General features: G+C 71.1%; 23 protein-coding genes. 14 read left to right on the top strand and 9 right to left on the bottom strand.

Features of this window, described 5'->3' with window-relative positions:
- Positions 1–100: 100 nt before the first annotated feature.
- The gene (locus ACFE76_RS12130) at positions 101–1,693 is read left to right on the top strand and encodes a xylulokinase (protein WP_375432016.1); all 1,593 of its coding nucleotides are present in this window, start codon (positions 101–103) and stop codon (positions 1,691–1,693) included.
- Between the two features lie 30 nt (positions 1,694–1,723).
- Here the strand turns inward: ACFE76_RS12130 and ACFE76_RS12125 are convergent, their stop codons facing one another.
- Positions 1,724–2,692: an epimerase gene (locus ACFE76_RS12125; protein ID WP_375432015.1), complete on the bottom strand. Its 969-nt coding sequence runs from the start codon at positions 2,690–2,692 to the stop codon at positions 1,724–1,726.
- Positions 2,693–2,762: 70 nt separating this feature from the next.
- Between ACFE76_RS12125 and ACFE76_RS12120 the strand changes: the two genes are divergently transcribed.
- Positions 2,763–4,013, top strand: a complete 1,251-nt coding sequence (locus tag ACFE76_RS12120) for a kynureninase (protein WP_375432014.1) — start codon at positions 2,763–2,765, stop codon at positions 4,011–4,013.
- Positions 4,014–4,085: 72 nt separating this feature from the next.
- Positions 4,086–4,580, top strand: coding sequence for a hypothetical protein (locus ACFE76_RS12115; RefSeq protein WP_375432013.1), 495 nt, complete (start codon positions 4,086–4,088; stop codon positions 4,578–4,580).
- Positions 4,581–4,607: 27 nt separating this feature from the next.
- On the opposite strand, the gene ACFE76_RS12110 is transcribed toward ACFE76_RS12115, so the two are convergent.
- The 7 genes from ACFE76_RS12110 to ACFE76_RS12080 all read right to left on the bottom strand — a co-directional run bounded on the left by ACFE76_RS12110 (position 4,608) and on the right by ACFE76_RS12080 (position 10,309).
- Positions 4,608–4,871: a peptide methionine sulfoxide reductase gene (locus ACFE76_RS12110; RefSeq protein WP_375432012.1), complete on the bottom strand. Its 264-nt coding sequence runs from the start codon at positions 4,869–4,871 to the stop codon at positions 4,608–4,610.
- On the bottom strand, positions 4,864–6,159 hold the full coding sequence (locus ACFE76_RS12105; RefSeq protein ID WP_375432011.1) for a serpin family protein: 1,296 nt from the start codon (positions 6,157–6,159) through the stop codon (positions 4,864–4,866). Before ACFE76_RS12105 ends, ACFE76_RS12110 begins: the two co-directional genes overlap by 8 nt.
- Before the next feature lie 30 nt (positions 6,160–6,189).
- Positions 6,190–6,690: a DUF805 domain-containing protein gene (locus ACFE76_RS12100; RefSeq protein WP_375432010.1), complete on the bottom strand. Its 501-nt coding sequence runs from the start codon at positions 6,688–6,690 to the stop codon at positions 6,190–6,192.
- A gap of 66 nt (positions 6,691–6,756) precedes the next feature.
- Positions 6,757–7,740 (bottom strand): heme A synthase, encoded by a 984-nt coding sequence (locus ACFE76_RS12095; protein ID WP_375432009.1) that lies wholly within the window; start codon positions 7,738–7,740, stop codon positions 6,757–6,759.
- Positions 7,728–8,489, bottom strand: coding sequence for an ABC transporter permease (locus ACFE76_RS12090; RefSeq protein WP_375432008.1), 762 nt, complete (start codon positions 8,487–8,489; stop codon positions 7,728–7,730). The genes ACFE76_RS12095 and ACFE76_RS12090 overlap by 13 nt, the downstream gene beginning before the upstream one ends.
- Positions 8,489–9,205: an ABC transporter ATP-binding protein gene (locus tag ACFE76_RS12085; protein WP_375432007.1), complete on the bottom strand. Its 717-nt coding sequence runs from the start codon at positions 9,203–9,205 to the stop codon at positions 8,489–8,491. Before ACFE76_RS12085 ends, ACFE76_RS12090 begins: the two co-directional genes overlap by 1 nt.
- Positions 9,206–9,277: 72 nt before the next feature.
- Entirely contained in the window at positions 9,278–10,309 is a 1,032-nt protein-coding gene (locus ACFE76_RS12080; protein WP_375432006.1) for an alcohol dehydrogenase catalytic domain-containing protein, read from the bottom strand.
- 282 nt (positions 10,310–10,591) lie between these two features.
- Here ACFE76_RS12080 and ACFE76_RS12075 point away from each other — a divergent pair, with 282 nt between their 5' ends.
- The 10 genes from ACFE76_RS12075 (at position 10,592) to ACFE76_RS12030 (ending at position 20,281) form a co-directional block, all read left to right on the top strand.
- Positions 10,592–12,103: a DEAD/DEAH box helicase gene (locus ACFE76_RS12075; protein WP_375432005.1), complete on the top strand. Its 1,512-nt coding sequence runs from the start codon at positions 10,592–10,594 to the stop codon at positions 12,101–12,103.
- A 93-nt stretch (positions 12,104–12,196) separates the two neighbouring features.
- Complete coding sequence (locus ACFE76_RS12070; protein ID WP_375432004.1) at positions 12,197–13,270, top strand: ATP-dependent DNA ligase; 1,074 nt, start codon at positions 12,197–12,199, stop codon at positions 13,268–13,270.
- 77 nt (positions 13,271–13,347) lie between these two features.
- The gene (locus tag ACFE76_RS12065; RefSeq protein WP_375432080.1) at positions 13,348–14,070 is read left to right on the top strand and encodes a helix-turn-helix transcriptional regulator; all 723 of its coding nucleotides are present in this window, start codon (positions 13,348–13,350) and stop codon (positions 14,068–14,070) included.
- The gene (gene sufB, locus ACFE76_RS12060) at positions 14,067–15,548 is read left to right on the top strand and encodes a Fe-S cluster assembly protein SufB (RefSeq protein ID WP_375432003.1); all 1,482 of its coding nucleotides are present in this window, start codon (positions 14,067–14,069) and stop codon (positions 15,546–15,548) included. The genes ACFE76_RS12065 and sufB overlap by 4 nt, the downstream gene beginning before the upstream one ends.
- A gap of 69 nt (positions 15,549–15,617) precedes the next feature.
- Entirely contained in the window at positions 15,618–16,850 is a 1,233-nt protein-coding gene (sufD, locus tag ACFE76_RS12055; protein ID WP_375432002.1) for a Fe-S cluster assembly protein SufD, read from the top strand.
- Positions 16,847–17,218 carry a non-heme iron oxygenase ferredoxin subunit gene (locus ACFE76_RS12050; protein ID WP_375432001.1) on the top strand — a complete coding sequence of 124 codons (372 nt, stop codon included), beginning with the start codon at positions 16,847–16,849 and terminating at the stop codon, positions 17,216–17,218. The genes sufD and ACFE76_RS12050 overlap by 4 nt, the downstream gene beginning before the upstream one ends.
- A gap of 4 nt (positions 17,219–17,222) precedes the next feature.
- Positions 17,223–18,032 carry a Fe-S cluster assembly ATPase SufC gene (gene sufC / locus ACFE76_RS12045; protein WP_375432000.1) on the top strand — a complete coding sequence of 270 codons (810 nt, stop codon included), beginning with the start codon at positions 17,223–17,225 and terminating at the stop codon, positions 18,030–18,032.
- A gap of 103 nt (positions 18,033–18,135) precedes the next feature.
- Positions 18,136–19,392, top strand: a complete 1,257-nt coding sequence (locus ACFE76_RS12040; RefSeq protein ID WP_375432079.1) for a SufS family cysteine desulfurase — start codon at positions 18,136–18,138, stop codon at positions 19,390–19,392.
- Positions 19,389–19,883 carry a Fe-S cluster assembly sulfur transfer protein SufU gene (gene sufU, locus ACFE76_RS12035; RefSeq protein ID WP_375431999.1) on the top strand — a complete coding sequence of 165 codons (495 nt, stop codon included), beginning with the start codon at positions 19,389–19,391 and terminating at the stop codon, positions 19,881–19,883. Before ACFE76_RS12040 ends, sufU begins: the two co-directional genes overlap by 4 nt.
- The gene (locus ACFE76_RS12030; protein ID WP_375431998.1) at positions 19,880–20,281 is read left to right on the top strand and encodes a metal-sulfur cluster assembly factor; all 402 of its coding nucleotides are present in this window, start codon (positions 19,880–19,882) and stop codon (positions 20,279–20,281) included. Before sufU ends, ACFE76_RS12030 begins: the two co-directional genes overlap by 4 nt.
- Before the next feature lie 322 nt (positions 20,282–20,603).
- On the opposite strand, the gene ACFE76_RS12025 is transcribed toward ACFE76_RS12030, so the two are convergent.
- Positions 20,604–20,783, bottom strand: a complete 180-nt coding sequence (locus ACFE76_RS12025) for a hypothetical protein (RefSeq protein WP_375431997.1) — start codon at positions 20,781–20,783, stop codon at positions 20,604–20,606.
- Between the two features lie 351 nt (positions 20,784–21,134).
- Here ACFE76_RS12025 and ACFE76_RS12020 point away from each other — a divergent pair, with 351 nt between their 5' ends.
- Positions 21,135–22,733, top strand: a complete 1,599-nt coding sequence (locus ACFE76_RS12020) for an ABC-F family ATP-binding cassette domain-containing protein (protein ID WP_375431996.1) — start codon at positions 21,135–21,137, stop codon at positions 22,731–22,733.
- The last annotated feature ends 124 nt before the right edge of the window (positions 22,734–22,857 follow it).

Below are 22,857 nucleotides of genomic sequence, written 5' to 3'. Positions count from 1 at the left end.
AGAACCCCGCTATCCGACTCCTCCGGCGCCTTGCCCGGCACGTACCCGGGCACCTGCTCGCTACGGCCGCCGTTCGACACCACCCTCCTAGAGTCGGGTGATGACCACCGCGCAGGAAGACCTCGAGTCCGGCCGGACGTACCTCGGCATCGAGCTGGGTTCGACCCGGATCAAGGCGGTGCTGGTTGGCGCGGACGCCCAGCCGCTGGCCGTCGGTGGCTACGGCTGGGAGAACCAGTACGTCGACCGGATGTGGACCTACTCCCTCGAGGCGGTCTGGGACGGCATCCGGCAGTGCTACGCGGCTCTGGCCGCGGACGTCACCGACCGCTACGGCGTCGAGCTGACGACGGTCGGCGGCCTCGGCGTCTCGGCGATGATGCACGGCTACCTCGCCCTGGACGCCGACGGTGAGCTGCTGGTGCCGTTCCGCACCTGGCGGAACACCCACACCGGGCCGGCGGTGGAGCGGCTGAGCGAGGAGCTCGGCGTCAACATCCCGCACCGGTGGAGCGTCGCGCACGTCTTCCAGGCGGTGCTGGACGGCGAGGAGCACGTCGGCCGGCTGGCCTCGCTGACCACGCTCGCCGGGTACGTGCACCGCCGGCTGACCGGCCGGCCGGTGCTGGGGGTGGGCGACGCCAGCGGCATGTTCCCGATCGACAGCGCCACCGGCACCTACGACGCCGCGCTGCTCGCCCGGACCGACGAGCTGGTCGCCGAGGCCGGCGCCCATCTGTCGCTGACCGCGCTGCTGCCGGAGGTGCTGGCGGCGGGTGCGGACGCGGGCGAGCTGACCGCCGGCGGGGCCGCGCTGCTGGATCCCCGCGGCCGGCTGCAGCCGGGCGCGCCGATGTGCCCGCCCGAGGGGGACGCCGGGACGGGCATGGTGGCCACCAACTCGGTGGCACCCCGGACCGGCAACATCAGCGCGGGCACGAGCATCTTCGCCATGGTCGTGCTGGAGCGTCCGCTGACCGGCGCGCACCGCGAGCTGGACCTGGTGATGACCCCCGACGGCGCCCCGGTGGCGATGGTGCACTGCAACAACGGGGCCAGCGAGCTGGACGCGTGGGTCGGTCTCTTCTGCGAGTTCGCCGCCGCGGCGGGGGCGCCGGTCGAGCGCTCCCAGGCCTTCGGCACACTCTTCCGGGCCGCGCTGGACGGTGAGCCCGACGGCGGCGGCCTGGTGGCGTTCAACTACCTCTCCGGTGAGCCGATCACCGAGCTGGAGGAGGGCCGGCCGCTGGTGCTGCGCTCACCTGGTTGCACCTTCTCGCTGGCCAACTTCATGCGCGCCCAGCTGTTCGGCTCGTTGGCCACCCTCCGGCTGGGGATGGACGTGCTGACCGACGTCGAGCACGTCCGGCTGGACCGGATGTTCGCCCACGGCGGGCTTTTCACCACCAAGGGAGTGGCCCAGCGCTTCCTCGCGGCCGCAATCGACACCCCGGTGGTGGTGGGAGACATCGCCGCCGAGGGGGGCGCCTGGGGGATCGCGGTGCTCGCGGCCTTTCGCGCCCGCCGGACCGACGGGCAGCGCCTCAGCGACTTCCTCGACGCCGAGGTGTTCGGCGACGCCGCCCTCGAGACCGCCGAGCCGGACCCCGCCGACGTCGCGGGCTTTGCGGCGTACACGGACCGGTTCGTCGCGGCCCTGCCCGTGCAGCGCGCGGCCGTCGAGCACACCTGACCCTGCTGAGGTACCGGGCGAGGGCCGGCCTCAGCCGACCAGGTCGTCGATCGCTTCCGGCAGGTCGTTCCAGCCGAAGGTGAAGCCCGCGGCCAGCAGGGTGGCCGGGACGGCCCACCGGCTCTTGAGCACCAGCTCGGACTCCTGGCGCAGGACGAGCATGCCGGGCTCGAGCAGCCAGCGCGGCGCAGGGATCCCCACCGGGGCGTTGACCGCTCGGCGCAGCGCGGCCATCAGCTCGGCGTTCGTGCTGGTCCCCGGCGCCGCCAGGTTGACCGGGCCCTCGACCTCGGCGTGCTCGTCGAGGAACGCGACCGCGGCGACGACGTCGTCGACGTGGATCCAGCTGAACTTCTGGCGCCCGTGCGTCGCCCGGTGCGGGGGCGCCGCCGGGGTGGCGTCCGGGCCGATGCCGCGGTAGCGCCGGTGCGGGAACCAGCGGCCGTCCAGCTGGGGGCCGCCCAGGCCGAGCCGCGCCGCCCGCGCCAGCATCTCCAGGGCGGGCCCGTCGCCGAGGACGATCGCCATCCGCAGCGACACCCGGCGCGTCGTCGGCAGGTCGCCGGCGAAGAACGCCTTCTCCCAGGCCCGGGCCACGTCGACCGAGAAGCCTGAGCCCAGCTCGCCGTCGGCCTCGGTCTGGGGTCGGTCCATCGCGTGGCGGTAGATCGTCGCGGTGCTGGCGTTGAGCCAGAGCCGGGGTGGCCGGGCCGAACCGGCGACGGCCTCGTGCAACGCCGTCGTGGTGTCGACCCGGGAGTCATAGATCTCGTGGCGGTTCCGGTCGGTGTAGCGGCAGCCCACGCTGCGCCCAGCCAGGTTGACCACCAAGTCCGCGCCGTCGACCAACGCGTGGATCCGCTCCGGTGTGTCCCAACGGGCGTCTGGGCCGCGGCGGCCGATGACGCCGACCTCGTACCCTCGCCGGGTGAGGTCCGCGATCAGCGGTGGCCCGAGGAAGCCGGACCCTCCGGCCACGACGGCTCGGGGTGCAGTCACCCGGTCACCGTGCCACACGAGGAGCGGTCCGGACGCCGCCGGGTGCCCCGGGCGCCGTAGGGTCGCCGACGTGACCGGTAGCGAGCAGGACTGGACCCGACGTGCGGCGCAGCTCGACGCCGCCGACCCGCTGGCCCAGCACCGTGAGCGGTTCCTGCTCGGTCCAGACGACGACGTGCTGGCCTACCTGGACGGTAACTCCCTCGGTCGGCCGCTGAAGGCCAGCGCCGACCGGATCGCCCGTTTCGTCTCCGAGCAGTGGGCGGGCCGGCTGATCCGCGGCTGGGACGAGGAGTGGTTCGCGCTGCCGAGCACCCTCGGCGACCGGATCGGCGCCACCGTGCTCGGCGCGGCGCCCGGCCAGACCACCGTCGCCGACTCCACCACGGTGCTGCTCTACAAGCTCGCCCGCGGCGGGGTGGCGCTCAGCCGCCAGCAGCGAGGCCCCGGTCGCGACGAGGTGGTCGTCGACACCGACAACTTCCCGACCGACCGGTACGTGATGGAGGGCATCGCCGCCGAGCTCGGCCTGACGGTCCGCTGGGTCGAGTCCGACCCGCGATCCGGCGTTGAGGTCGCCGACCTGGCGCCGGCGCTCAGCGACCGGACGGCCCTGGTGCTGCTGAGCCACGTCGCGTACCGGTCCGGCCACCTGGCCCCGGCCGCCGAGCTGACGGCCCTGGCTCACGGAGTGGGTGCGCTGGTTCTCTGGGACCTCTCTCACTCGGTCGGCTCGGTGCCGCTGCAGCTGGACGCGTGGGAGGTCGACGTGGCGGTCGGCTGCACCTACAAGTATCTCAACGGCGGCCCCGGCTCACCGGCCTTCGGCTACGTCGCCGCCCGCCACCTGGACGCGTTCGTCCAGCCGGTGCAGGGCTGGATGGGCCGGGCGGACGCGTTCGAGATGGGCGCCGGCTACACCCCGGCCGCGGGGATCCAGCGGGTGGTCAGCGGGACGCCGCCGGTGCTCGGCATGCTGGCGATGCAGGACATGCTCGACCTGATCGCCGACGTCGGGATGCCGGCCGTGCGCACGAAGTCGGAAGGCCTGATCGCGTTCGCCGAGGAGCTCTGCCGGGCGCGGCTGCTGCCGCTCGGCGCCGAGCTGGCTACGCCGGTCGAGCCCGGCCGGCGCGGGTCCCACCTGACCCTCGACCACCCGGGCTTCCGGACGCTGCTGCCCGAGCTCTGGCGCGGCGGCGTGATCCCGGACTTCCGGTCGCCGGCGGGACTGCGGCTGGGGCTGAGCCCGCTCAGCACCTCCTACGCCGAGGTGCTGGCCGGCGTCACCGTGGTGGCCGATCGGCTGCGGTGCGTCTGACCCGGCGGCCTTCGGGGTAGGAGACCATGGCCGGAAGCCCCTCGACCCGTGCCCCCGATCCGAAGGAGTCCCATGTCTGAAGACCGAGTAGCCACGCTCGCCCGAGCCGCCGCGATGGGCGTTGCCGCCGGCCTCGTCGGGGTGGCGGCGATGACCGCCAGCGAGAAGGTCGAGCAGGCGGTCACGCACCGTCGCAACTCCTACGTCCCGGCCCGGGCCCTGCTCACCGCGCTCGGCCAGCAGCCCGGGGACAGCGACCGGCCGGCTGGGTGGAACTACGCCATGCACTGGGGGACCGGGGCCGTGCTCGGCGCGCTGCGCGGGGTCTGGGCCGTGACCGGGATGCGTGGACCCGCGATGAACGCCTGGCACACGGTCGCGCGGCTCAACTTCGACCAGACCGTGGAGAACGTCACCGGGGTCGGCGCCCCCCCGACGACGTGGCCGACGGGCGAGCAGGTCATTGACGTGCTGCACAAGGCGGTCTACGCGACGGTGACCGGCGTGGTGGCGGACCGGTGGATCGCGCCGGTGCTGCAGAGCGCGCGGGGTCGGCACAGCCACTGACCCCCCGGCTCGGGACAGCCAGCGGGATCAGGCGGGAGTCCAGTCGCGCAGAAAGTCCAGCACCTTCGCCGCGGGCATCTCGCACGGACGCAGCAGGACGCCCGCCCCCGTGCGGTAGACGTTGGTGCTGACCACGTCGGTGCCGCCCAGCTCTTCGGCGTAGAGGCTGACGCTGCGGCCGTCGGCGTGGTCGCGGCGGCTCAGCCCGTACGGGCGGCGGGCGTAGACCACCGCGGTCCAGCCGTCCGGGACCCGGTCGACGAGGGTCGCGAGCGCCGCCGGCTCAGTCACCGGTGGCGGCCGGGTCGGCGACGATCCCGACCAGCAGCGGCAGCCGGAGGGCGACGTCGTGGACGATGAACAGGAACGGGCGGTCGAGGACCAGCTTCACCTGCGGCAGCAGCGCGCTGGTGGCCTCAACCGTGGCCGCCGTCGCCGCAGCGGCCTCCAGCCCGTCCTGGTCGACGGCGATCCAGCCCTGGTGCTCGACCCGGGCGACGCGCAGCGGCTCCGTCGCCGTGAGACCCGCGAGCTCGGCCTCGTCGGAGAACGCCCGCGTCATCCCCAGCGTATGCAGCACCTCCGGCAGCGAGAACCTCGAGCGGAAGGTGAAGGCCGGCATGGTCACGTCGACCGAGGACTTCGTCGGCCGGAGCAGGTCGACCAGCTCCGCACCGGTCACCCGCCGCAACAGGTCCGCGGGCGTCCCGTCCGGCAGCACGACCGTGAGGGCCAGGTCCTGGCCGGCCAGCGGCAGGCAGGCGGTGGTCCAGTCGGAGCCACGGCGACCGCCGGCGGTCAGGGTGACCTTGAGCATCTCGGCCGACACCGGTCCCTGCGGGGTCTGGAAGGGCTGCGTCCCGACCGGGTCGAGCTTCTCGTGCCACGGCGCCTTCACGTACAGCGCGTTGGCGAGGATGAGCCGGGTCATCTCGTTGACGCTGCCGGATGGCAGCACCTCCGTGATCCGGTCGGCGGTCGCGTCCGCGACCCAGTCGTTCACGGTCTGGCGCGCAGCCTCGGGGTTGCCGGCGATGTCGGAGGTCCGCACGCCCGTGCCGTAGTCGGCCGCGAGGGTGTCGAGGAACGCCGGCTGCCAGACGTCCTGCTGGTCGCCCCACACCTGCTGGACCACCGACAGCTCGACCTTGGCCTTGCCGTCGTGGGCGTCCCGCCGGCTGCCGCTCCGGCTGGCGAGCGTCTGGCCGACCGCGTTCAGCCCGGCGTTGAGCGCGGCCAGGTCCGGCAGGTGGAGAGCCTGGTCCATCTCACGGGCGGTCACGCCGGTCGCCCCGTTCCGGACCATGGCCAGGACGACCAGCACCGAGAACGGGGAGCAGACCAGGTTGGCGTCGTCGGCCAGCGCACGCAGCAGGTCCCGGCTGAAGTCGGCTACGGCGGTCACCGCGCCGTCTGCGGCGTCCTGGTCGGCCGGCCGGCGGCCAACCTCGGCCTTGACCAGAGTCGACCCGGACGCACCGCAGCCGGCCAGGCCTCCACCAAGGAGGCCGAGGCCGGCGGCGAGCGTGCACCAGGTCAGCACTGCCCGTCGGGTGAGCAGGGCGACCGGGTCGGTCATGCCCTCACGCTAGCGCAGCGGGGAAGAGGCTCAGCCGGCGTAGGCCCCGTTCGGGTAGGCGGTGCCGGCGTTGAGGTCGTAGCGAGCGCCGGCGGGATTGGGGCCCGACGCGTAGAACACGATCAGGACGATGGCGCCGATCAAAGGGATCAGCGCGATCAAGACCCACCAGCCGCTGCGGTTGGTGTCGTGCAGCCGACGGATCGACAGGGCTAGGCCAGGAACCAGCGTGGCGAGGCTGAAGAGGACCAGTACGACGTAGACCGGGCCGAACGCACTCATGGCGTCGCCTGCCACCGGGGTCGTCGTGGCGCTGTTGATGGCGCCCAGGATGGCACCGATGACGGTGCTGACCAGCGTCCACCACCAGTACTCGCTGCGGCTCGCGCGGCCGGAGAAGGTGGCGTACTTCTTGAAGAAGCGGGTGACCGCTTGGCCGATCGACGCGCCGTAGAGCGGGGCGTCCAGGTTGTTCGGGTCCTGCTGGAGAGCCTGGCCGTAACCGGGCTGCTGGCCGTAGGGGTTGCTCAACGAAGTGACTTCCTGTGAGAGTGACCGTGCCCCCGGAGCCTAAGAATACAGAGGGTCACCCTGCGGTCAACGCGCCGGACTGGTACCAAGACGTGATGGCGTCGGGCTGGACCGACGGACCGACAGGAAGAGGTTGGCGCTGGCGGCGGTGGCCAGCGAGGCGCCCAACAGGTGCAGCATGACGAGCACGACCGGCACCCCGAGCTCGTACTGGACGATGCCGATGACGGCTTGCGCGACCACGACGCCGAGCACCAGCAGCGCCGCCCGGCTGCGCAGCAGCCAGACTGCGACCAGCGTGGTGGCGACGACCACGTACACCGCCGCCGCGTGCAGGTGGGTGACGAACGAACCGTCGAAGCCGGTCCGGGCCGCGTTCTCGTCGCCGGCGTGCGGCCCGCTGCCGGTCACGATGGTGCCCAGCCAGACCGCGACCAACATCGCGACGAACGTCGCGCGGACGGCCAGCGAGGCGCCGCGGCCGACCGGCACGGGCTCGAGGCCACGGGTGCGTCGGACTAGCCAGACGCTGAGCGCGATCAGCACCATCGAGACCAGCAGGTGCAGCCCGACCACGAAGGGGTTGAGCTGGGTGAGGACGGAGATCCCGCCGATCACGGCCTGGGCCGGGATGCCGAAGGCGAGTCCGGCGGCGATCCACCGCAGGTCGCGGCGCCGTCCACCTCGCTCAGGCCGCCGCTCGTCGCGGTGCAGCAGCGCGGCCACCCAGGTGAGCAGGGCCACGATCACCAGCACGAAGGTGAGCAGTCGGTTGCCGAACTCGATCGCTCCGTGCAGACCGAGCGCCGGGTGGGTGGTGTAGGAGTCCGTGGTGCAACGCGGCCAGGTGGGGCAGCCCAGACCCGACGACGTCAGCCGGACCAGGGCACCGGTGACCACGATGACGATGTTGACCACCAGGGACGCGACCGCCCAGCGGGCGACGGCCCGCGGACCTCGGACGACCCGAAGGAGTCGGCCGCCCAGCCCGGGTGGCGGAGTCTCCGTACGCTGCTCGCGGACCTGAGCCCGCTCGGTCACGCTGTCCATCGAAATCCCTTCCAAGCGGCGGCGCCGGCCAGCACCAGCCAGGTGAGCACGGTCAGCAGCGGCCAGGTCAGCAGCTGTCCGACGGCGGCCGCGCGCAGCCCCTCGCCGAGGGCCGCGGTCGGCAGCACCTCGAGCACGGTACGGACGGCGGCCGGATACCGGCTGAGCGGCAGCACGAGACCCCCGCCGACCAGCAGCACGACGTAGATCAGGTTGGCCAGGCCGAGTATGGCCTCGGCGCGCAGCCGGCCGGCGAGCAGCAGCGCGAGGCAGACGAACGCCGCGGTGCTGAGCACCACCACCAGCACGGCGAGCGCCAGCGAGGCGGCCGTGTACGCGGGCCGCCAGCCGAGCAGCGCGGCGGCGGCGGACAGCACGACGAGCTGGCCGAGCAGGACCAGAACGACGGCGAGCGCCTTGCCGGCGAGCAGTCCGGAGCGGCCCAGCGGGGTGGCGGCGAGGCGCTCCAGGACGCCGTACCGCCGCTCGAAGCCGGTGGCGATCGCGACGGAAGTGAACGCTGAGGACCAGACGGCGAGTCCGAGCACCGAAGGCGCGAGGGTGGTCAGCGAGCCGAAGCGGCCGCCGAGCACCCGGCCGGCGACGAGGATGGCGAGCGGGATGACCAGCGCGAGCAGCAGCTGTTCGCCGTTGCGGACGAGCAGCCGGGCCTCGACCAGCGCGTGCCGGACAACGCGCCGGTACGCCGGTGCCGCCCCGGCGGCGGGCGCAAAGCTGAGCGTGGTCATCAGCCGGCCCCGACCGAGGTGTGGGAGAGAAAGACGTCCTCCAGGCTCGAGCCGCCCCGGGTCAGCTCGGCGACCGTGCCCTGCACGGCCACCCGGCCACGGTCGAGGATGAAGACCTGGTCGGCCAACGCCTCGGCCTCGTCCATCGCGTGGGTGGTCAAGACGATGCTGACGCCGTCGGCGCGCAGCTCGCGCAGCAGGCGCCAGGTGGCGCGGCGGGCGTGCGGGTCCATCCCGGCCGTCGGCTCGTCCAGGAACACCAGCTCGGGCCGGCCCACCAGAGCCGCGGCGAGGTTGACCGACTGCTGCTGCCCGCCGGACAGCCGCCGGTACGGGGTGCGGACAAAGCTGCCGAGGCGCAGCCGGTCGACGAGTGCGTCCACGTCGTGGGGGGTGGCGTAGAGGCTGGCGAGGTAGCGCAGCAGCTCACCGGCCCGAATCCCCGACCACGCCCCCGCGCTCTGCGGCATCAGGCCCACCCGGCTCGTCGTGCGACGGTCGCCGGCCCGCTGGCCGAGCACGGTGACCGTGCCCGCGTCCGGGGCGACGAGGCCGGTGCAGCAGCGGACCAGGGTGGTCTTGCCGGCGCCGTTCGGCCCGAGCACGGCCGTCAGCTGGCTCGTCTGCGCGGTCAGCTCCAAACGGTCGAGCACCGCCCGGCCGGCGTACGCGACCCGGAGGTCGGTGACCACCAGAGCGGCAGGAGGGGTGGGCACCGATGCAGTCTAGGCGCCTAGAAAACCCAGGTCGCCGTGTCGAGCGGCCGCCGGCGAACGCGCCGGACGCGTTCACGGGACGAGGGCGATCTTGCCCGAGCGTCCCGCGTCGGCGAGGGCGTAGGCCGCCTGGGCGTCGGCGATGCCGAAGGTGTCGGAGACAACGATCTCGGGGTGCAGGTTCCACACCGGCAGGCGTTCGACGAGCTCGCGCATGTGTTCGAGGCTGGTCACCCAGGAGCCGATGATGGTGATCGTCGGGTGGATCAGGGTGGGGCTCACCTCAGGCACCGACATCCCGTTCCCCTCACCGAGGAGGACGATGCGGCCGCGGGCGCGGGTCACGGCGATGGCCGTGGCACGGCCGGGTTCGCTGCCGGAGCAGTCGACGGCGACGTGGGCGCCGCCGCCGAGCGCGGTCCGGGCGTCGTCGACCTGGTCGGGCGCGTAGGCGACGTCGACGGCGCCGAGCTCCACGGCGAGCTGGCGGCGTTCGGGACTGGGGTCGAAACCGGCGCGGGGGGTGGCGCCGAGCTTGCCGCCGAGGAGTCCGGCGGCGAGGCCGACCGGGCCGAGCCCGACCACCGCGAGGGCGTCGCGGCCGCTGACCTGGGCGCGGAGCAGGCCCTCGTACGCGGTGCCGAACCCGCAGGCGACGCAGGCGCCGTCGAGGAAGGTGACGAAGTCGGGCAGCACGATGCAGTCGCGCTCCGTAGCAAGGATCAGGTCGGCGTGGCCGCCGTCGCGCTGCCAGCCGTACGCCGCCCGGTGCGGGGAGGTGCAGCTGATCTGGTAGCCGCGGACGCAGTCGTCGCACTGGCCGCAGCCGCTGATGTGGTAGACGCAGACCCGGTCCCCGACGGCCAGCCGGACGGTCCCGGGTCCGACCGCGACCACCTCGCCGGCCGGCTCGTGACCGGCGACGACGCCCTGGTACATCTCGGCCGGGTCGCCCTGCAGGTGCTCGCGATAGATGGCGCGGATGTCAGAGCCACAGATCGTGGACGCCCGCATCGCCAGCAGCACCTGACCAGGTCCCGGCGTCGGGTCGGGCACCTCCCGGATCTCCGTGGTCGAGTCACCGGGCAGGAAGACACCGCGCATGAGGAGGACGCTCCGATCAGGTGGGGTAGGAGGCTGGGTGGCTCGACGCTCTCACGCGGCGTCATCGCCCGGCGAGACCCCCGTTCGTCGGCGCTCGCCAGGACCGTGCGCTATTGTTGGCCACAGTGCCTCGCTGAGTCTCGCCGCGAAGCACCTGTGATGGTGAGCGACCTGCTCCTTCCTCGCTGCTGTGCACTGCTGCACCGTGTCCCTGGTTCTGTCCTGGGGCGCGACCCTGTTCTGGTGAGACGCCAAAGAAACGTGATCTCCCTGTCTGTCGACATGACGACCCTGCCTGCCTCCACCACCTTCTCCGCGCTCGGCGTTCCTGCTGAGCTGGTCCAGGTCCTCACCGGTCTCGGTATCGAGACCCCCACGCCCATCCAGTCCGCCACGCTGGCCGACTCCCTCGCCGGCCGCGACGTGCTCGGCCGCGGCCGCACGGGCTCGGGCAAGACGTACGCCTTCTTGCTGCCACTGGTGGCCCGGCTCACCGCATCGCGGGTCCGCCGTACCTCCAAGGCGCCGCGTGCGCTGATCCTCGCCCCGACCCGTGAGCTGGTCGGCCAGATCGAGGCGGCGCTCAAGCCCCTCGCGGCCACCGCCGGCCTCACCACGATGACCGTCTTCGGCGGCGTCAGCCAGGGACCGCAGGTGACCGGGCTGCGCAACGGCGTGGACATCGTGCTGGCCTGCCCCGGCCGGCTCGAGGACCTGATCAAGCAGCGCGCCTGCACCCTCGCCTCGGTCGAGGTCACGATCCTCGACGAGGCCGACCACATGGCCGACCTCGGCTTTCTGCCCGCGGTCACCCGGCTGCTCGGCCAGACCCCGTCGAACGGCCAGCGGATGCTCTTCTCCGCCACCCTCGACGGTGCGATCAACGGCCTGGTGCGCAAGTTCCTGCACAACCCGGCCACCCACGAGGCCGACTCCGCGCAGTCGCCGGTCTCGACCATGGAGCACCACGTCCTGCACGTCGCCCGCGACCAGCGGATCGACGTGCTCGCGGACCTGACCAGCGCGCCCGGCCGGACCATGGTCTTCACCCGCACCAAGCACGGCGCCAAGGCTCTGGCCAAGCAGCTCAACGCTCGCGGTATCCCCGCGGTCGAGCTGCACGGCAACCTGAGCCAGAACGCCCGTACCCGCAACATGGACGCCTTCCACTCCGGCTCGGCCAGCACGATGGTGGCCACCGACATCGCGGCTCGCGGCATCCACGTCGACGACGTGGCCCTCGTCGTGCACGCCGACCCGCCGGTCGAGCACAAGGCGTACACGCACCGCTCCGGCCGGACCGCCCGCGCCGGCAACGACGGCACCGTCATCACGCTGATGACCGACGACCAGGTCTCCGACGTCCGCGCGCTCACCCGGGCGGCCGGCATCAAGCCGACCACCACCCGGGTCTCCGGCATCGACCACCCGGTGCTCAAGACGTTGGCGCCGGGCGAGCGGGTGCTCGTCCCCGGCGGCCTGGTCAGCTCCCACGTCCCCGAGCCGCAGGGCCCCGGTCGCCGGAGCTCCGGCTCGGCCCAGCGCAGCAACGCGGCTAACGGCGGAGGTGGCGGCCGCGGTCGTCGCGGTCCCGGTCAGCCCCGCCGTTCCGAGGGCCAGGGCAGCGGACGCTCCGCGGCCCCGGCCAAGGGCCGCGGCGGTCGCGGTGGCTCGGGCGGCAGTGCGCCGTCGGTCTACACCACCTCCAGCCCGGGTCTGTCCTCCTCCGGCTCCGCCAGCTCGTCCCGGCCGCACAGCGCCGCCGGCTTCAGCCGCAGCTCGCGTCGCGGCTGACCGGCCCGTTCCCGAGTGCTGACTGTGTTCACTTTCGTGGCGACTACGCCACGAAAGTGAACACACAATCCGGTGCAGCGCCACAATGGGCGGATGCAGCTGCCCGTGATGCCCCCGATGAAGCCGATGCTGGCAAAGTCGGTGCCCACCATCCCCACCGGCGAGCTGTCCTACGAGCCCAAGTGGGACGGGTTCCGCTCGATCGTCTTCCGCGACGGTGACGAGGTCGAGATCGGCTCGCGCAACGAGAAGCCGATGACGCGCTACTTCCCCGAGGTCGCCGACGCGGTGCGCGCGAACCTGCCCGAGCGCTGCGTCGTCGACGGCGAAATTGTCATCGCCGCGAACGGCCGGCTGGAGTTCGAGGTGCTGCAGCAGCGCATCCACCCGGCGGTCAGCCGGATCACCAAGCTGTCGAAGGAGACCCCGGCCCGCTTCGTGGCTTTCGACCTGCTCGCGCTCGGCGACGACGACCTCACCGGTCAACCGTTCGCCGTCCGCCGGGCCGCGCTGGAGGAGGCGCTGGCCGACGTGCAGGCGCCGATCCACCTCACCCCGGCCACCCGCGACTCCGCGCTCGCGCAGGAGTGGTTCGCCCAGTTCGAGGGCGCCGGGCTCGACGGGGTCGTCGCCAAGCCGCTGGCCGGCCCCTACCAGCCGGGCCTCCGCACCATGTTCAAGATCAAGCACCAGCGCACGGCCGACTGCGTCGTCGCCGGCTACCGGGTGCACAAGAGCGGCCCCGACAGCATCGGCTCGCTGCTGCTCGGCCTCTACAACGACGCCGGCGACCTGGCCAGCGTCGGGGTGATCGGAGCGTTCCCGGCGGCGCGCCGCAAGGAGCTCTTCACCGAGCTGCAGCCGCTGGTGACCACGTTCGAGGGGCACCCCTGGGCCTGGGGCGGTGAGCAGGAGACGAGCCGGACGCCGCGCAGCTCCGAGTACAGCCGCTGGAACGTCGGCAAGGACCTGTCCTTCGTCCCGCTGCAGCCCGACCTGGTGGTCGAGGTGCGCTACGAGCACATGGAAGGCGACCGCTTTCGTCACACCGCCCAGTTCAACCGGTGGCGACCCGACCGTGAACCCCGCTCGTGCACGTACGCCCAGCTCGAGGAACCGGTCACCTACGACCTCGCCGACATCCTCGCGGGCAGCCACCGTCAGTGAGGCGGAAGTAAGGCCCGCCTTGCTTGAACGGGCCTGTTGAATAAGCGCACACTGGCGTAGTGAAAACGACCCAGCATCTGTCGCGCGAGGTCGTCGAGCGCGCTCCTGGGTTTCGGACGCCCGATCTCGACGCCTCCACCCGGCACCGCGTCGCGCAGTCGATCCTCGAGCACGGCCCGTCCACCGCGGCGGAGCTGGGCGAGCGGCTCGGTCTGACCGCCGCCGCCGTCCGCCGTCACCTCGACGTGCTGCTCGACCGTGGTCTGCTCGTGGCGCGTGAGCAGCGGGTCTACGGCGCCCGCGGCCGCGGCCGGCCCGCCAAGGTCTTCGCCCTCACCGACGCCGGCCGGGCCGACTTCTACTCCGCCTACGACGACCTGGCCATCGCCGCGCTGGAATTCCTGGCCGACGAGGCAGGTTCAGAGTCCGTACGAAAGTTTGCGTCCAGTCGGGTTGCCTCGGCCGAAGTTCGCTATGCCGACGTCATGGCCGGCAGCACCAGCTCAAGTCCGGCGCACGCCTTGGCCGGCGCACTGACCGGGGACGGGTACGTCGCCTCGGTCCGACCGTCGGCCCTGGGGGAGCAGCTCTGTCAGCACCACTGCCCGGTGGCCCACGTGGCCGAGCGGTTCCCGCAGCTCTGCGAGGTGGAGACCGAGATGTTCTCCCGGCTGCTGGGCGTTCACGTCCAGCGGCTCGCCACCATCGCTCACGGCGACGGTGTCTGCACGACTCATGTCCCGCGTACGAACCAGCACGACCCTGAGATGACCACCCCTGAGGAGAGGCCCGTCCTATGACCCAGATCGCTGAACCCACTGCTGCCGTTCCCGACACCATCGCAGCGCCCGCGGGTCCGGTCGGCACCGGGCACACCCAGGACGAGCACCTCGAGGCGCTCGGCCGCTACCGCTTCGGCTGGTCGGACTCCGACGTCGCCGGCTCGACCGCCAAGCGCGGCCTGACCCCCGAGGTGGTCGCCAACATCTCCGCGCTCAAGAGCGAGCCCCAGTGGATGCTCGACCTGCGGATGAAGGGCCTCCGGCTCTTCGAGCGCAAGCCGATGCCGACCTGGGGTGCCGAGCTCGACGGCATCGACTTCGACAACATCAAGTACTTCGTCCGTTCCACCGAGAAGCAGGCCACCACCTGGGACGACTTGCCGGCCGACATCAAGTCGACCTACGACAAGCTGGGCATCCCGGAGGCCGAGAAGGCCCGTCTGGTCTCGGGTGTGGCCGCTCAGTACGAGTCCGAGGTGGTCTACCACAAGATCAACTCCGAGCTCGAGAAGCAGGGCGTCATCTTCCTCGACACCGACACCGCGCTGAAGGAGTACCCGGAGCTGTTCCGCGAGTACTTCGCGACGGTGATCCCGGTGGGAGACAACAAGTTCTCGGCGCTCAACTCCTCCGTCTGGTCAGGTGGCTCCTTCATCTACGTGCCGAAGGGCGTGCACGTCGAGATCCCGCTGCAGGCCTACTTCCGGATCAACACCGAGAACATGGGCCAGTTCGAGCGGACCTTGATCATCGTCGACGAGGACGCCTACGTGCACTACGTCGAGGGCTGTACCGCGCCGATCTACTCCTCGGACTCGCTGCACTCCGCCGTGGTCGAGATCGTGGTCAAGAAGGGCGCGCGCTGTCGCTACACGACCATCCAGAACTGGTCGAACAACGTGTACAACCTGGTGACCAAGCGCGCGACCTGCGAGGCCGGCGCCACCATGGAGTGGATCGACGGCAACATCGGCTCCAAGGTCACCATGAAGTACCCGGCCGTCTACCTGATGGGTGAGCACGCCAAGGGCGAGACGCTGTCGATCGCCTTCGCCGGCGAGGGCCAGCACCAGGACGCGGGCTCCAAGATGGTTCACTGCGCGCCGTACACCTCGAGCTCGATCATCTCCAAGTCCGTGGCCCGGGGCGGCGGCCGTACGTCCTACCGCGGCCTGGTCCAGGTGCAGGAAGGTGCCTCGCACTCGAAGTCCGTGGTCAAGTGCGACGCGCTGCTGGTCGACCAGATCAGCCGCTCCGACACCTACCCGTACGTGGACGTCCGTGAGGACGACGTGTCGATGGCCCACGAGGCCACGGTCTCCAAGGTGAGCGACGACCAGCTCTTCTACCTGATGAGCCGGGGGATGGGTGAGGACGAGGCGATGGCCATGATCGTCCGCGGTTTCGTCGAGCCGATCGCCCGCGAGCTACCGATGGAGTACGCCCTCGAGCTCAACCGGCTGATCGAGCTGCAGATGGAGGGCGCGGTCGGCTGAGGCCGCCCCGACGCTCCCTGAGCCCGTCGAAGGGCGCTCCCGCACCACCAGGAAGAGAACAGACACATCGTGACGATCGTTGACCAGACCGCCGAGGAGGCGCTCAGCGCCGTAGCCGCGGCGCTCGAGACGTCGGACAAGGTGGCGAGTCACCTGCACCCGCAGACCTCGTTCCCCGTCGAGGACCACCCGCAGCCGACCGGCCGTGAGGAGATCTGGCGCTTCACCCCGCTGAAGCGTCTCCGCGGCGTCTTGGAGCCCCTGTCTGTGGAGGATCTGGCGGACGACGCCGGTGCTGCGACGGTCGACGTCGAGGCGCCGGCCGGGGTCGAGCTCGGCCGCCTCGCGCCGGGCCAGGCCCCCCGGGGCACGGCGCTGGTCCCGGGCGACCGGGCCGCGGCCATCGCCTCCGCCGGGACCGCCCAGGGTCTGCACGTCCGGGTGCCGGCCGAGCTGGTGCTGGACGAGCCGGTACGGGTCACCGTCACCGGGCACGGTGGCCGCAGCCACGCCCACACCGTGCTCGAAGCGGCACCGTTCTCCTCGGTCACCTTCGTGCTCGAGCACCGTGGCTCTGGCGTCCACGCCGGCAACCTCGAGGTCGTCGTCGGCGAGGGTGCGACCGTCAAGGTCGTCTCGATCCAGGACTGGGACGACGACGCCGTCCACGTCGGCCAGCACGAGGCCCGGGTCGGCCGGGACGCCCACTACCAGCACACCGCGGTCACCTTCGGCGGTGACGTCGTCCGGTTGAACGCCAACGCTCGCTACGCCGGACCCGGCGGCGAAGCCATCCTGCTCGGGCTCTACTTCGCCGACGCGGGCCAGCACCTCGAGCACCGGCTCTTCGTCGACCACAACCAGCCGCGGACGATCAGCAACGTCGACTACAAGGGCGCGCTGCAGGGCCAGGATGCGCACACTGTCTGGATCGGTGACGTGCTGATCCGCAAGGCCGGCGAGGGCATCGAGACCTACGAGTCGAACCGCAACCTGGTGCTCACCGACGGCTGCCGCGCGTGGTCGGTACCCAACCTTGAGATCGAGACCGGCGAGATCGCCGGCGCCGGGCACGCCTCCACCACCGGCCGCTTCGACGACGAGCAGCTGTTCTACCTGCGCAGCCGCGGCATCGACGAGAACGAGGCGCGACGGCTGGTGGTGCACGGCTTCTTCGCCGACATCATCCGCAAGATCGGCATTCCCTCGGTCGAGGGCCGGCTGCTCGCAGCCGTCGAGGCCGAGCTCGCCGTCAACGTCGGCATCCCGCTGGGCACGGGCAGCTCGGAGCTGTCCTCGTGACTCTCGCTACCCCGAACCGCTGGGTACGCGCCTGCGCGCTCGCCGAGCTCGCCGAGGACACCGCCCTGGCCGTCGAGATCGACGGCACCGAGGTGGCGGTCGTCCGCAGCGGCGACGCCTACTACGCGATCGCGGACCTCTGCTCGCACGCGTCCATCCCGTTGTCGGACGGCGAGGTGGTCGACGGCACTATCGAGTGCTTCCTGCACAGCTCGCTCTTCGACCTGCGTACCGGTCGGCCCCTCGGGCTGCCCGCCACCGAGCCGGTGCCGGTCTATCGCACCCAGGTGGACGGCGACGACCTGCTCGTCGACGTGTCCGCCCCGTACCAGCCCGAACGTGCCTCATCGAACACACAGGAGTCCTGAACCCATGACCTCACTCGAGATCCGCGACCTGCACGTGTCCGTCGACACCGAGTCCGGGCCCAAGGAGATCCTCAAGGGGGTCGACCTCACCATCAACAGCGGTGAGGTGCACGCCATCATGGGCCCGAACGGCTCCGGCAAGTCCACTCTGGCCTACTCCATCGCCGGCCACCCCAAGTACAAGGTGACCTCGGGCAGCGTGACCATGGACGGGGAGGACATCCTCTCCCTCAGCGTCGACGCCCGTGCCCGGGCCGGGCTCTTCCTGGCCATGCAGTACCCGGTCGAGGTACCCGGGGTCTCGGTGTCGAACTTCCTGCGGACCGCCAAGACCGCCATCGACGGCAAGGCGCCCAAGCTGCGCACCTGGGTGCGTGACGTCAACTCCGCCATGTCGAAGGTCCAGATGGACCCGGAGTTCGCCAACCGCAGCGTGAACGAGGGCTTCTCGGGCGGTGAGAAGAAGCGGCACGAGATCGTCCAGCTCGAGCTGCTCAACCCGCGCTTCGCCATCCTCGACGAGACTGACTCGGGCCTCGACATCGACGCCCTGCGCATCGTCTCCGAGGGGGTCAACCGCTTCTCGGCCCAGGGCGACCCCGCGACCGGAGGGAGCCCCTCCGAGGCGAGGGGCGTCCTGCTGATCACCCACTACACGCGGATCCTGCGCTACATCAAGCCCGACTTCGTGCACGTGTTTGTTGCCGGCCGGGTGGCCGAGCAGGGCGGCCAGGAGCTGGCCGAGCAGCTCGAGGCCGAGGGCTACGACCGTTACGTCAAGGCTGCCGCTGCGGCGACGGCCGGAGCGGAGTAAGGACATGAGCACTGACGTCGGGGCGGCCCGCACGCTGCCCGAGTACCCGCTCACCGTGCCCGTCGGCGCGGCGACGGTCGGGGAGCTGCCCCACGACGAGGCCATCCCCTTCGACGTCGAGGCGATCCGCGGCGACTTCCCGATCCTGGAGCGCACCACGCCGGACGGGTTGCCGCTGGTCTACCTCGACAGTGCGAACACCTCGCAGAAGCCGCGGGTGGTCGTCGAGGCGATCGAGGACCACTACCTCAACCACAACGCCAACGTCGCCCGGGCCATGCACCTGCTGGGGGCTGAGGCGACCGAGGCGTTCGAGAGCGCCCGGGCCACGCTGGCGTCCTTCATCGGGGCCGAGCGTTCCGAGGAGATCGTCTTCACCAAGAACGCCTCCGAGGCGCTCAACCTGGTCGCCCACACGCTCGGCGCACGGCTGCGGCCGGGCGACGAGATCGTCATCTCGGTGATGGAGCACCACTCCAACATCGTGCCCTGGCAGCTGCTGGCTTCTCGGACCGGCGCCGTGCTGCGCTGGTACGACGTGACCGACGAGGGGAGGCTCGACCTCGACGCTGCGGTCCGCGACGGCCTGCTCAACGAGCGGACCAAGATCGTCTCGGTCGCCTACGTCTCCAACGTGCTCGGCACTCTCAACCCGGTCGCAGAGATCGCCGCGGCCGCGCACGCCGTCGGTGCGGTGGTCGTGGTCGACGCCTCCCAGGCCGTGCCGCAGCTGCCGGTGGACGTGTCGACCCTCGGGGCGGACCTGCTGGTGTTCACCGGGCACAAGATGGTCGGCCCGACCGGCATCGGCGTGCTCTGGGGCCGTTACGACCTGCTCGCCGAGCTGCCGCCGTTCCTCGGCGGAGGCGAGATGATCGAGATCGTGACGATGGCGGGCTCCACCTACGCGCCGCCGCCGCACCGCTTCGAGGCCGGTACGCCGCCGATCGCCCAAGCCGTCGGCCTGGCGACTGCGGCCAGCTATCTCACCGACCTCGGCATGGACCAGATCGCCGCCCACGAGCAGCAGATCACCGCGTACGCGCTGCAGGGCCTGGCGACCATCCCCGGCCTACGGGTCCTCGGACCCAGCGAGCCGGTCGACCGCGGCGGGGCGATCTCGTTCACCCTCACCGACGCCCGCGGCGACCAGGTCCACCCGCACGACGTCAGCCAGCTGCTGGACTCACGCGGCATCGCCGTCCGCGGCGGTCACCACTGCGCCCGGCCGCTGCACGAGCGCTTCGGCGTCCAGTCCTCCACCCGGGCGTCGTTCTACCTCTACACGACGCGCGGGGAGATAGACGCCCTCGTCGACGGGTTGGGCTACACGATGCGATTCTTCGGAGGGACCAGGTGAGAGTCGAGGACCTGTACCAGGAGATCATCCTGGACCACTACCGCGCCAAGCACCACAGCGGTCTACGCGACCCGTTCGAGGCCGAGGTGCACCACGTCAACCCCAGCTGTGGCGACGAGGTGACGTTGCGGGTCCACCTGGACGGCGGCACCGTCACCGACGTCTCGTACGAGGGTCAGGGCTGCTCGATCTCCCAGGCCTCCACCTCGGTGATGAGCGACCTGGTGATCGGTCGGCCCGTCGAGCACGGGCTCGAGCTGCACGCGGAGTTCCTGACCCTGATGCAGAGCAAGGGCACCCTGGAGCCGGCGGTGTTGGATGACTGGGGGGACCGCCTCGATGACGCCATCGCCTTCGCCGGCGTCTCGAAGTTCCCCGCCCGCGTGAAGTGCGCGCTGCTCGGCTGGTCCGCCTTCAAGGACGCGGCCCTGCAGGCCCAGGCCTCGACCCCCACGACCGAGATCCACGACGAGCAGGAAGCTGTCCGATGACCGACATCCAGACCGAGACCATCACCAGTGGCGAGAGCCGACCCTCAGACCTGGTCCGCGACCAGCTGCCGGCGGACGTGCCGAGCGCCCGGGCCACCGTGGAGGACCTGACCGAGGCGCTCAAGGACGTCGTCGACCCCGAGCTCGGCATCAACGTCGTCGACCTCGGGCTGATCTACGGGCTGAACCTCGAAGACGACAACAGCCTGACCATCGACATGACCCTCACCTCGGCCGCCTGCCCGCTGACCGACGTGATCGAAGACCAGACCGCGACCGCGCTCGAGGGCCTCGTGGAGAACTTTGCGATCAACTGGGTGTGGATGCCCCCGTGGGGCATGGAGAAGATCACCGAGGACGGTCGCGACCAGCTGCGCGCGCTGGGCTTCAACGTCTGAGTCTGCTGGTGGTCCCGCGGAGCCGGGCTCGTGATGAGAGAGGGGGCCGGCCGAAACCTGCCCCTCATCTCGCTGCGCTCGCTCGCTCTGCGCCTCTCGTGATGACGGCATCTTAGGTGTGCGGCCGGCCCCCTCTCTCCTCACGATCCCGGCTCCGCTGGTTACGGTGGTCGCGTTGGTCGAGCGCGGGTGGTGGCGGCCGTCCTCGGTGATCTCTCCTCAGGTGTGGGTCGCGGCCTGTCCTGCGGTTGGTGCTTACCGGTCGACGCGCCCTGAGCGTGGTCGTCGGCCTCGAAGAGGTTGCGCTTCTTGTTTTCTGTGGTTAGAGCCGGATGACGGAGGGGCCGCCCGCGGCCTCGATGATGTCGAAGTCGTCGTCCTGGGTGACCACGTCCATCCCGTTCGCTTGGGCGATGGCGGCGATCCAGAGGTGCCATCCAGGTCGCCGGTGGTCGCTCCCGCGAGCGTCTCGAGATCGGTCACGAGAGGCGACCGTCGTCATCTGCGCGAACGTAGAATTGCTGCCCCACGCTAGTTCTGGCTCCTTGTGGCGCGCTCAGCCCCCGATCGAGCCGCTGCACACGCTCGCCGACACCCTGATCGACGACCAAGCCGGCACCGTCGTGGACTTTTTCGGCGCCCACGCGCGTTTGGCACGAGGCGAGGCGAGCTGGCGATGGAGGCCGGCCGCTCAACCTAAGATGGGGTTAGTCCTGAGTCCAGCGACGCCGCGGTCTCCACGGGTCTTGAGGGGCAGGTTTCGCGGCCGGCCCCATCGACGGATCGCCGCGCCGGACCCAGCCACATCACCGCAAGCCACGAGCAAGACCCGAAGAAAGTCAGACAAGAACTCATGTTGGTCGCAAAGGATGTCGAGGTGCGCGCGGGAGCGCGCCTACTCCTTCAGGGGGTGTCGTTCCAGGTCGGGCCGGGAGACAAGATCGGCCTGGTCGGGCGCAACGGGGCGGGCAAGACGACGCTGACCAAGATCCTGTCCGGCGAGGCGTCGCCGGCGGCCGGGACGATCACGCGCGGCGGCGAGGTGGGCTACCTACCGCAGGACCCGCGGACGGGCGACCTGGACACTCTGGCCAAGGACCGGATCCTCTCCGCGCGCGGCCTGGACACGGTGATCGAGCGGCTGAACCGGGCCGGGCTGGCGATGGGCGACGACTCCGACGAGGTCCGGGACAAGGCGATGCTGTCGTACGGGCGGGCCGAGGCCGAGCTGGCGGCGGCCGGCGGGTACGCGGCCGAGGCCGAGGCGGCGCGGATCGCGAGCAACCTCGGCCTGGCCGACCGCGTCCTGCACCAGCCGCTGCACACCCTGTCGGGCGGTCAGCGGCGTCGGGTCGAGCTCGCGCGCATCCTGTTCTCGGGCGCGCAGACGATGCTGCTGGACGAGCCGACCAACCACCTCGACGCGGACTCGATCGTCTGGCTGCGCAGCTTTCTGCAGGGCCATTCAGGCGGCCTGCTCGTGATCAGCCACGACGTCGGCCTGCTCGAGCAGACGGTCAACAAGGTGTTCCACCTGGACGCGAACCGGTCCGAGCTCGACGTGTACGCGATGAACTGGAAGCGTTACCTGCAACAGCGGGAGACCGACGAGAAGCGGCGTCGTCGCGAGCGGCAGAACGCCGAGAAACAGGCCGGTCACCTGATGGCGCAGGCCGACAAGATGCGGGCCAAGGCCACGAAGGCCGTGGCGGCGCAGAACATGGCCAAGCGGGCCGAAAAGCTGATGTCGGGGCTGGACGACGTCCGGGCCCAGGACAAGGTGGCCAAGATCAGGTTCCCCGAGCCGGCGCCGTGTGGGAAGACGCCGCTGATGGCCGAAGACCTGAGCAAGACCTATGGCTCGCTGGAGATCTTCACCGGAGTTGATCTGGCGATCGACAAGGGCAGCCAGGTGGTCATCCTCGGGCTGAACGGGGCGGGCAAGACGACGCTGCTGCGGATCCTCGCCGGCGTCGAGTCCTCCGACACCGGAGGTGTGGTCCCCGGCCACGGCTTGCGGCTCGGCTACTACGCCCAGGAGCACGAGACGCTCGACACCTCGCGCTCGGTGTTGGAGAACATGAAGTCGGCGGCGCCGAACCTCAACGACACCGACGTCCGCAAGGTCCTCGGCTCGTTCCTGTTCTCCGGCGACGACGTGGAGAAGCCGGCGTCGGTGCTCTCCGGCGGGGAAAAGACACGGCTGGCCCTGGCAGCGCTCGTGGTGTCCAGCGCGAACGTGCTGCTGCTCGACGAACCGACGAACAACCTGGACCCGGCGTCACGTGCCGAGGTGCTGGCGGCGATCAGAACCTACGCCGGGGCCGTCGTGCTGGTCACCCACGACGAGGGCGCGGTGAACGCCCTCGATCCCGACCGGGTGCTGCTGCTGCCGGACGGCGTGGAGGACCTCTGGAACCCCCAGTACGCCGAGCTGGTCTCGCTCGCCTGAGCTGGTGCCGCCCGCGCCAGAGCGGTGTCACTTGCGCCAGAGCGGTGCCACTTGCGCCAGAGGCGGTGTCACTTGCGCCAGAGGCGGTGTCACTTGCGCCAGAGGCGGTGTCACTTGCGCCAGA

Source organism: uncultured Friedmanniella sp. (genome assembly GCF_964244005.1).
Lineage (GTDB): Bacteria > Actinomycetota > Actinomycetes > Propionibacteriales > Propionibacteriaceae > Microlunatus.
Note: the sequence above shows the minus strand (reverse complement) of the source record. Positions and strands in the feature narration are given on the sequence as shown.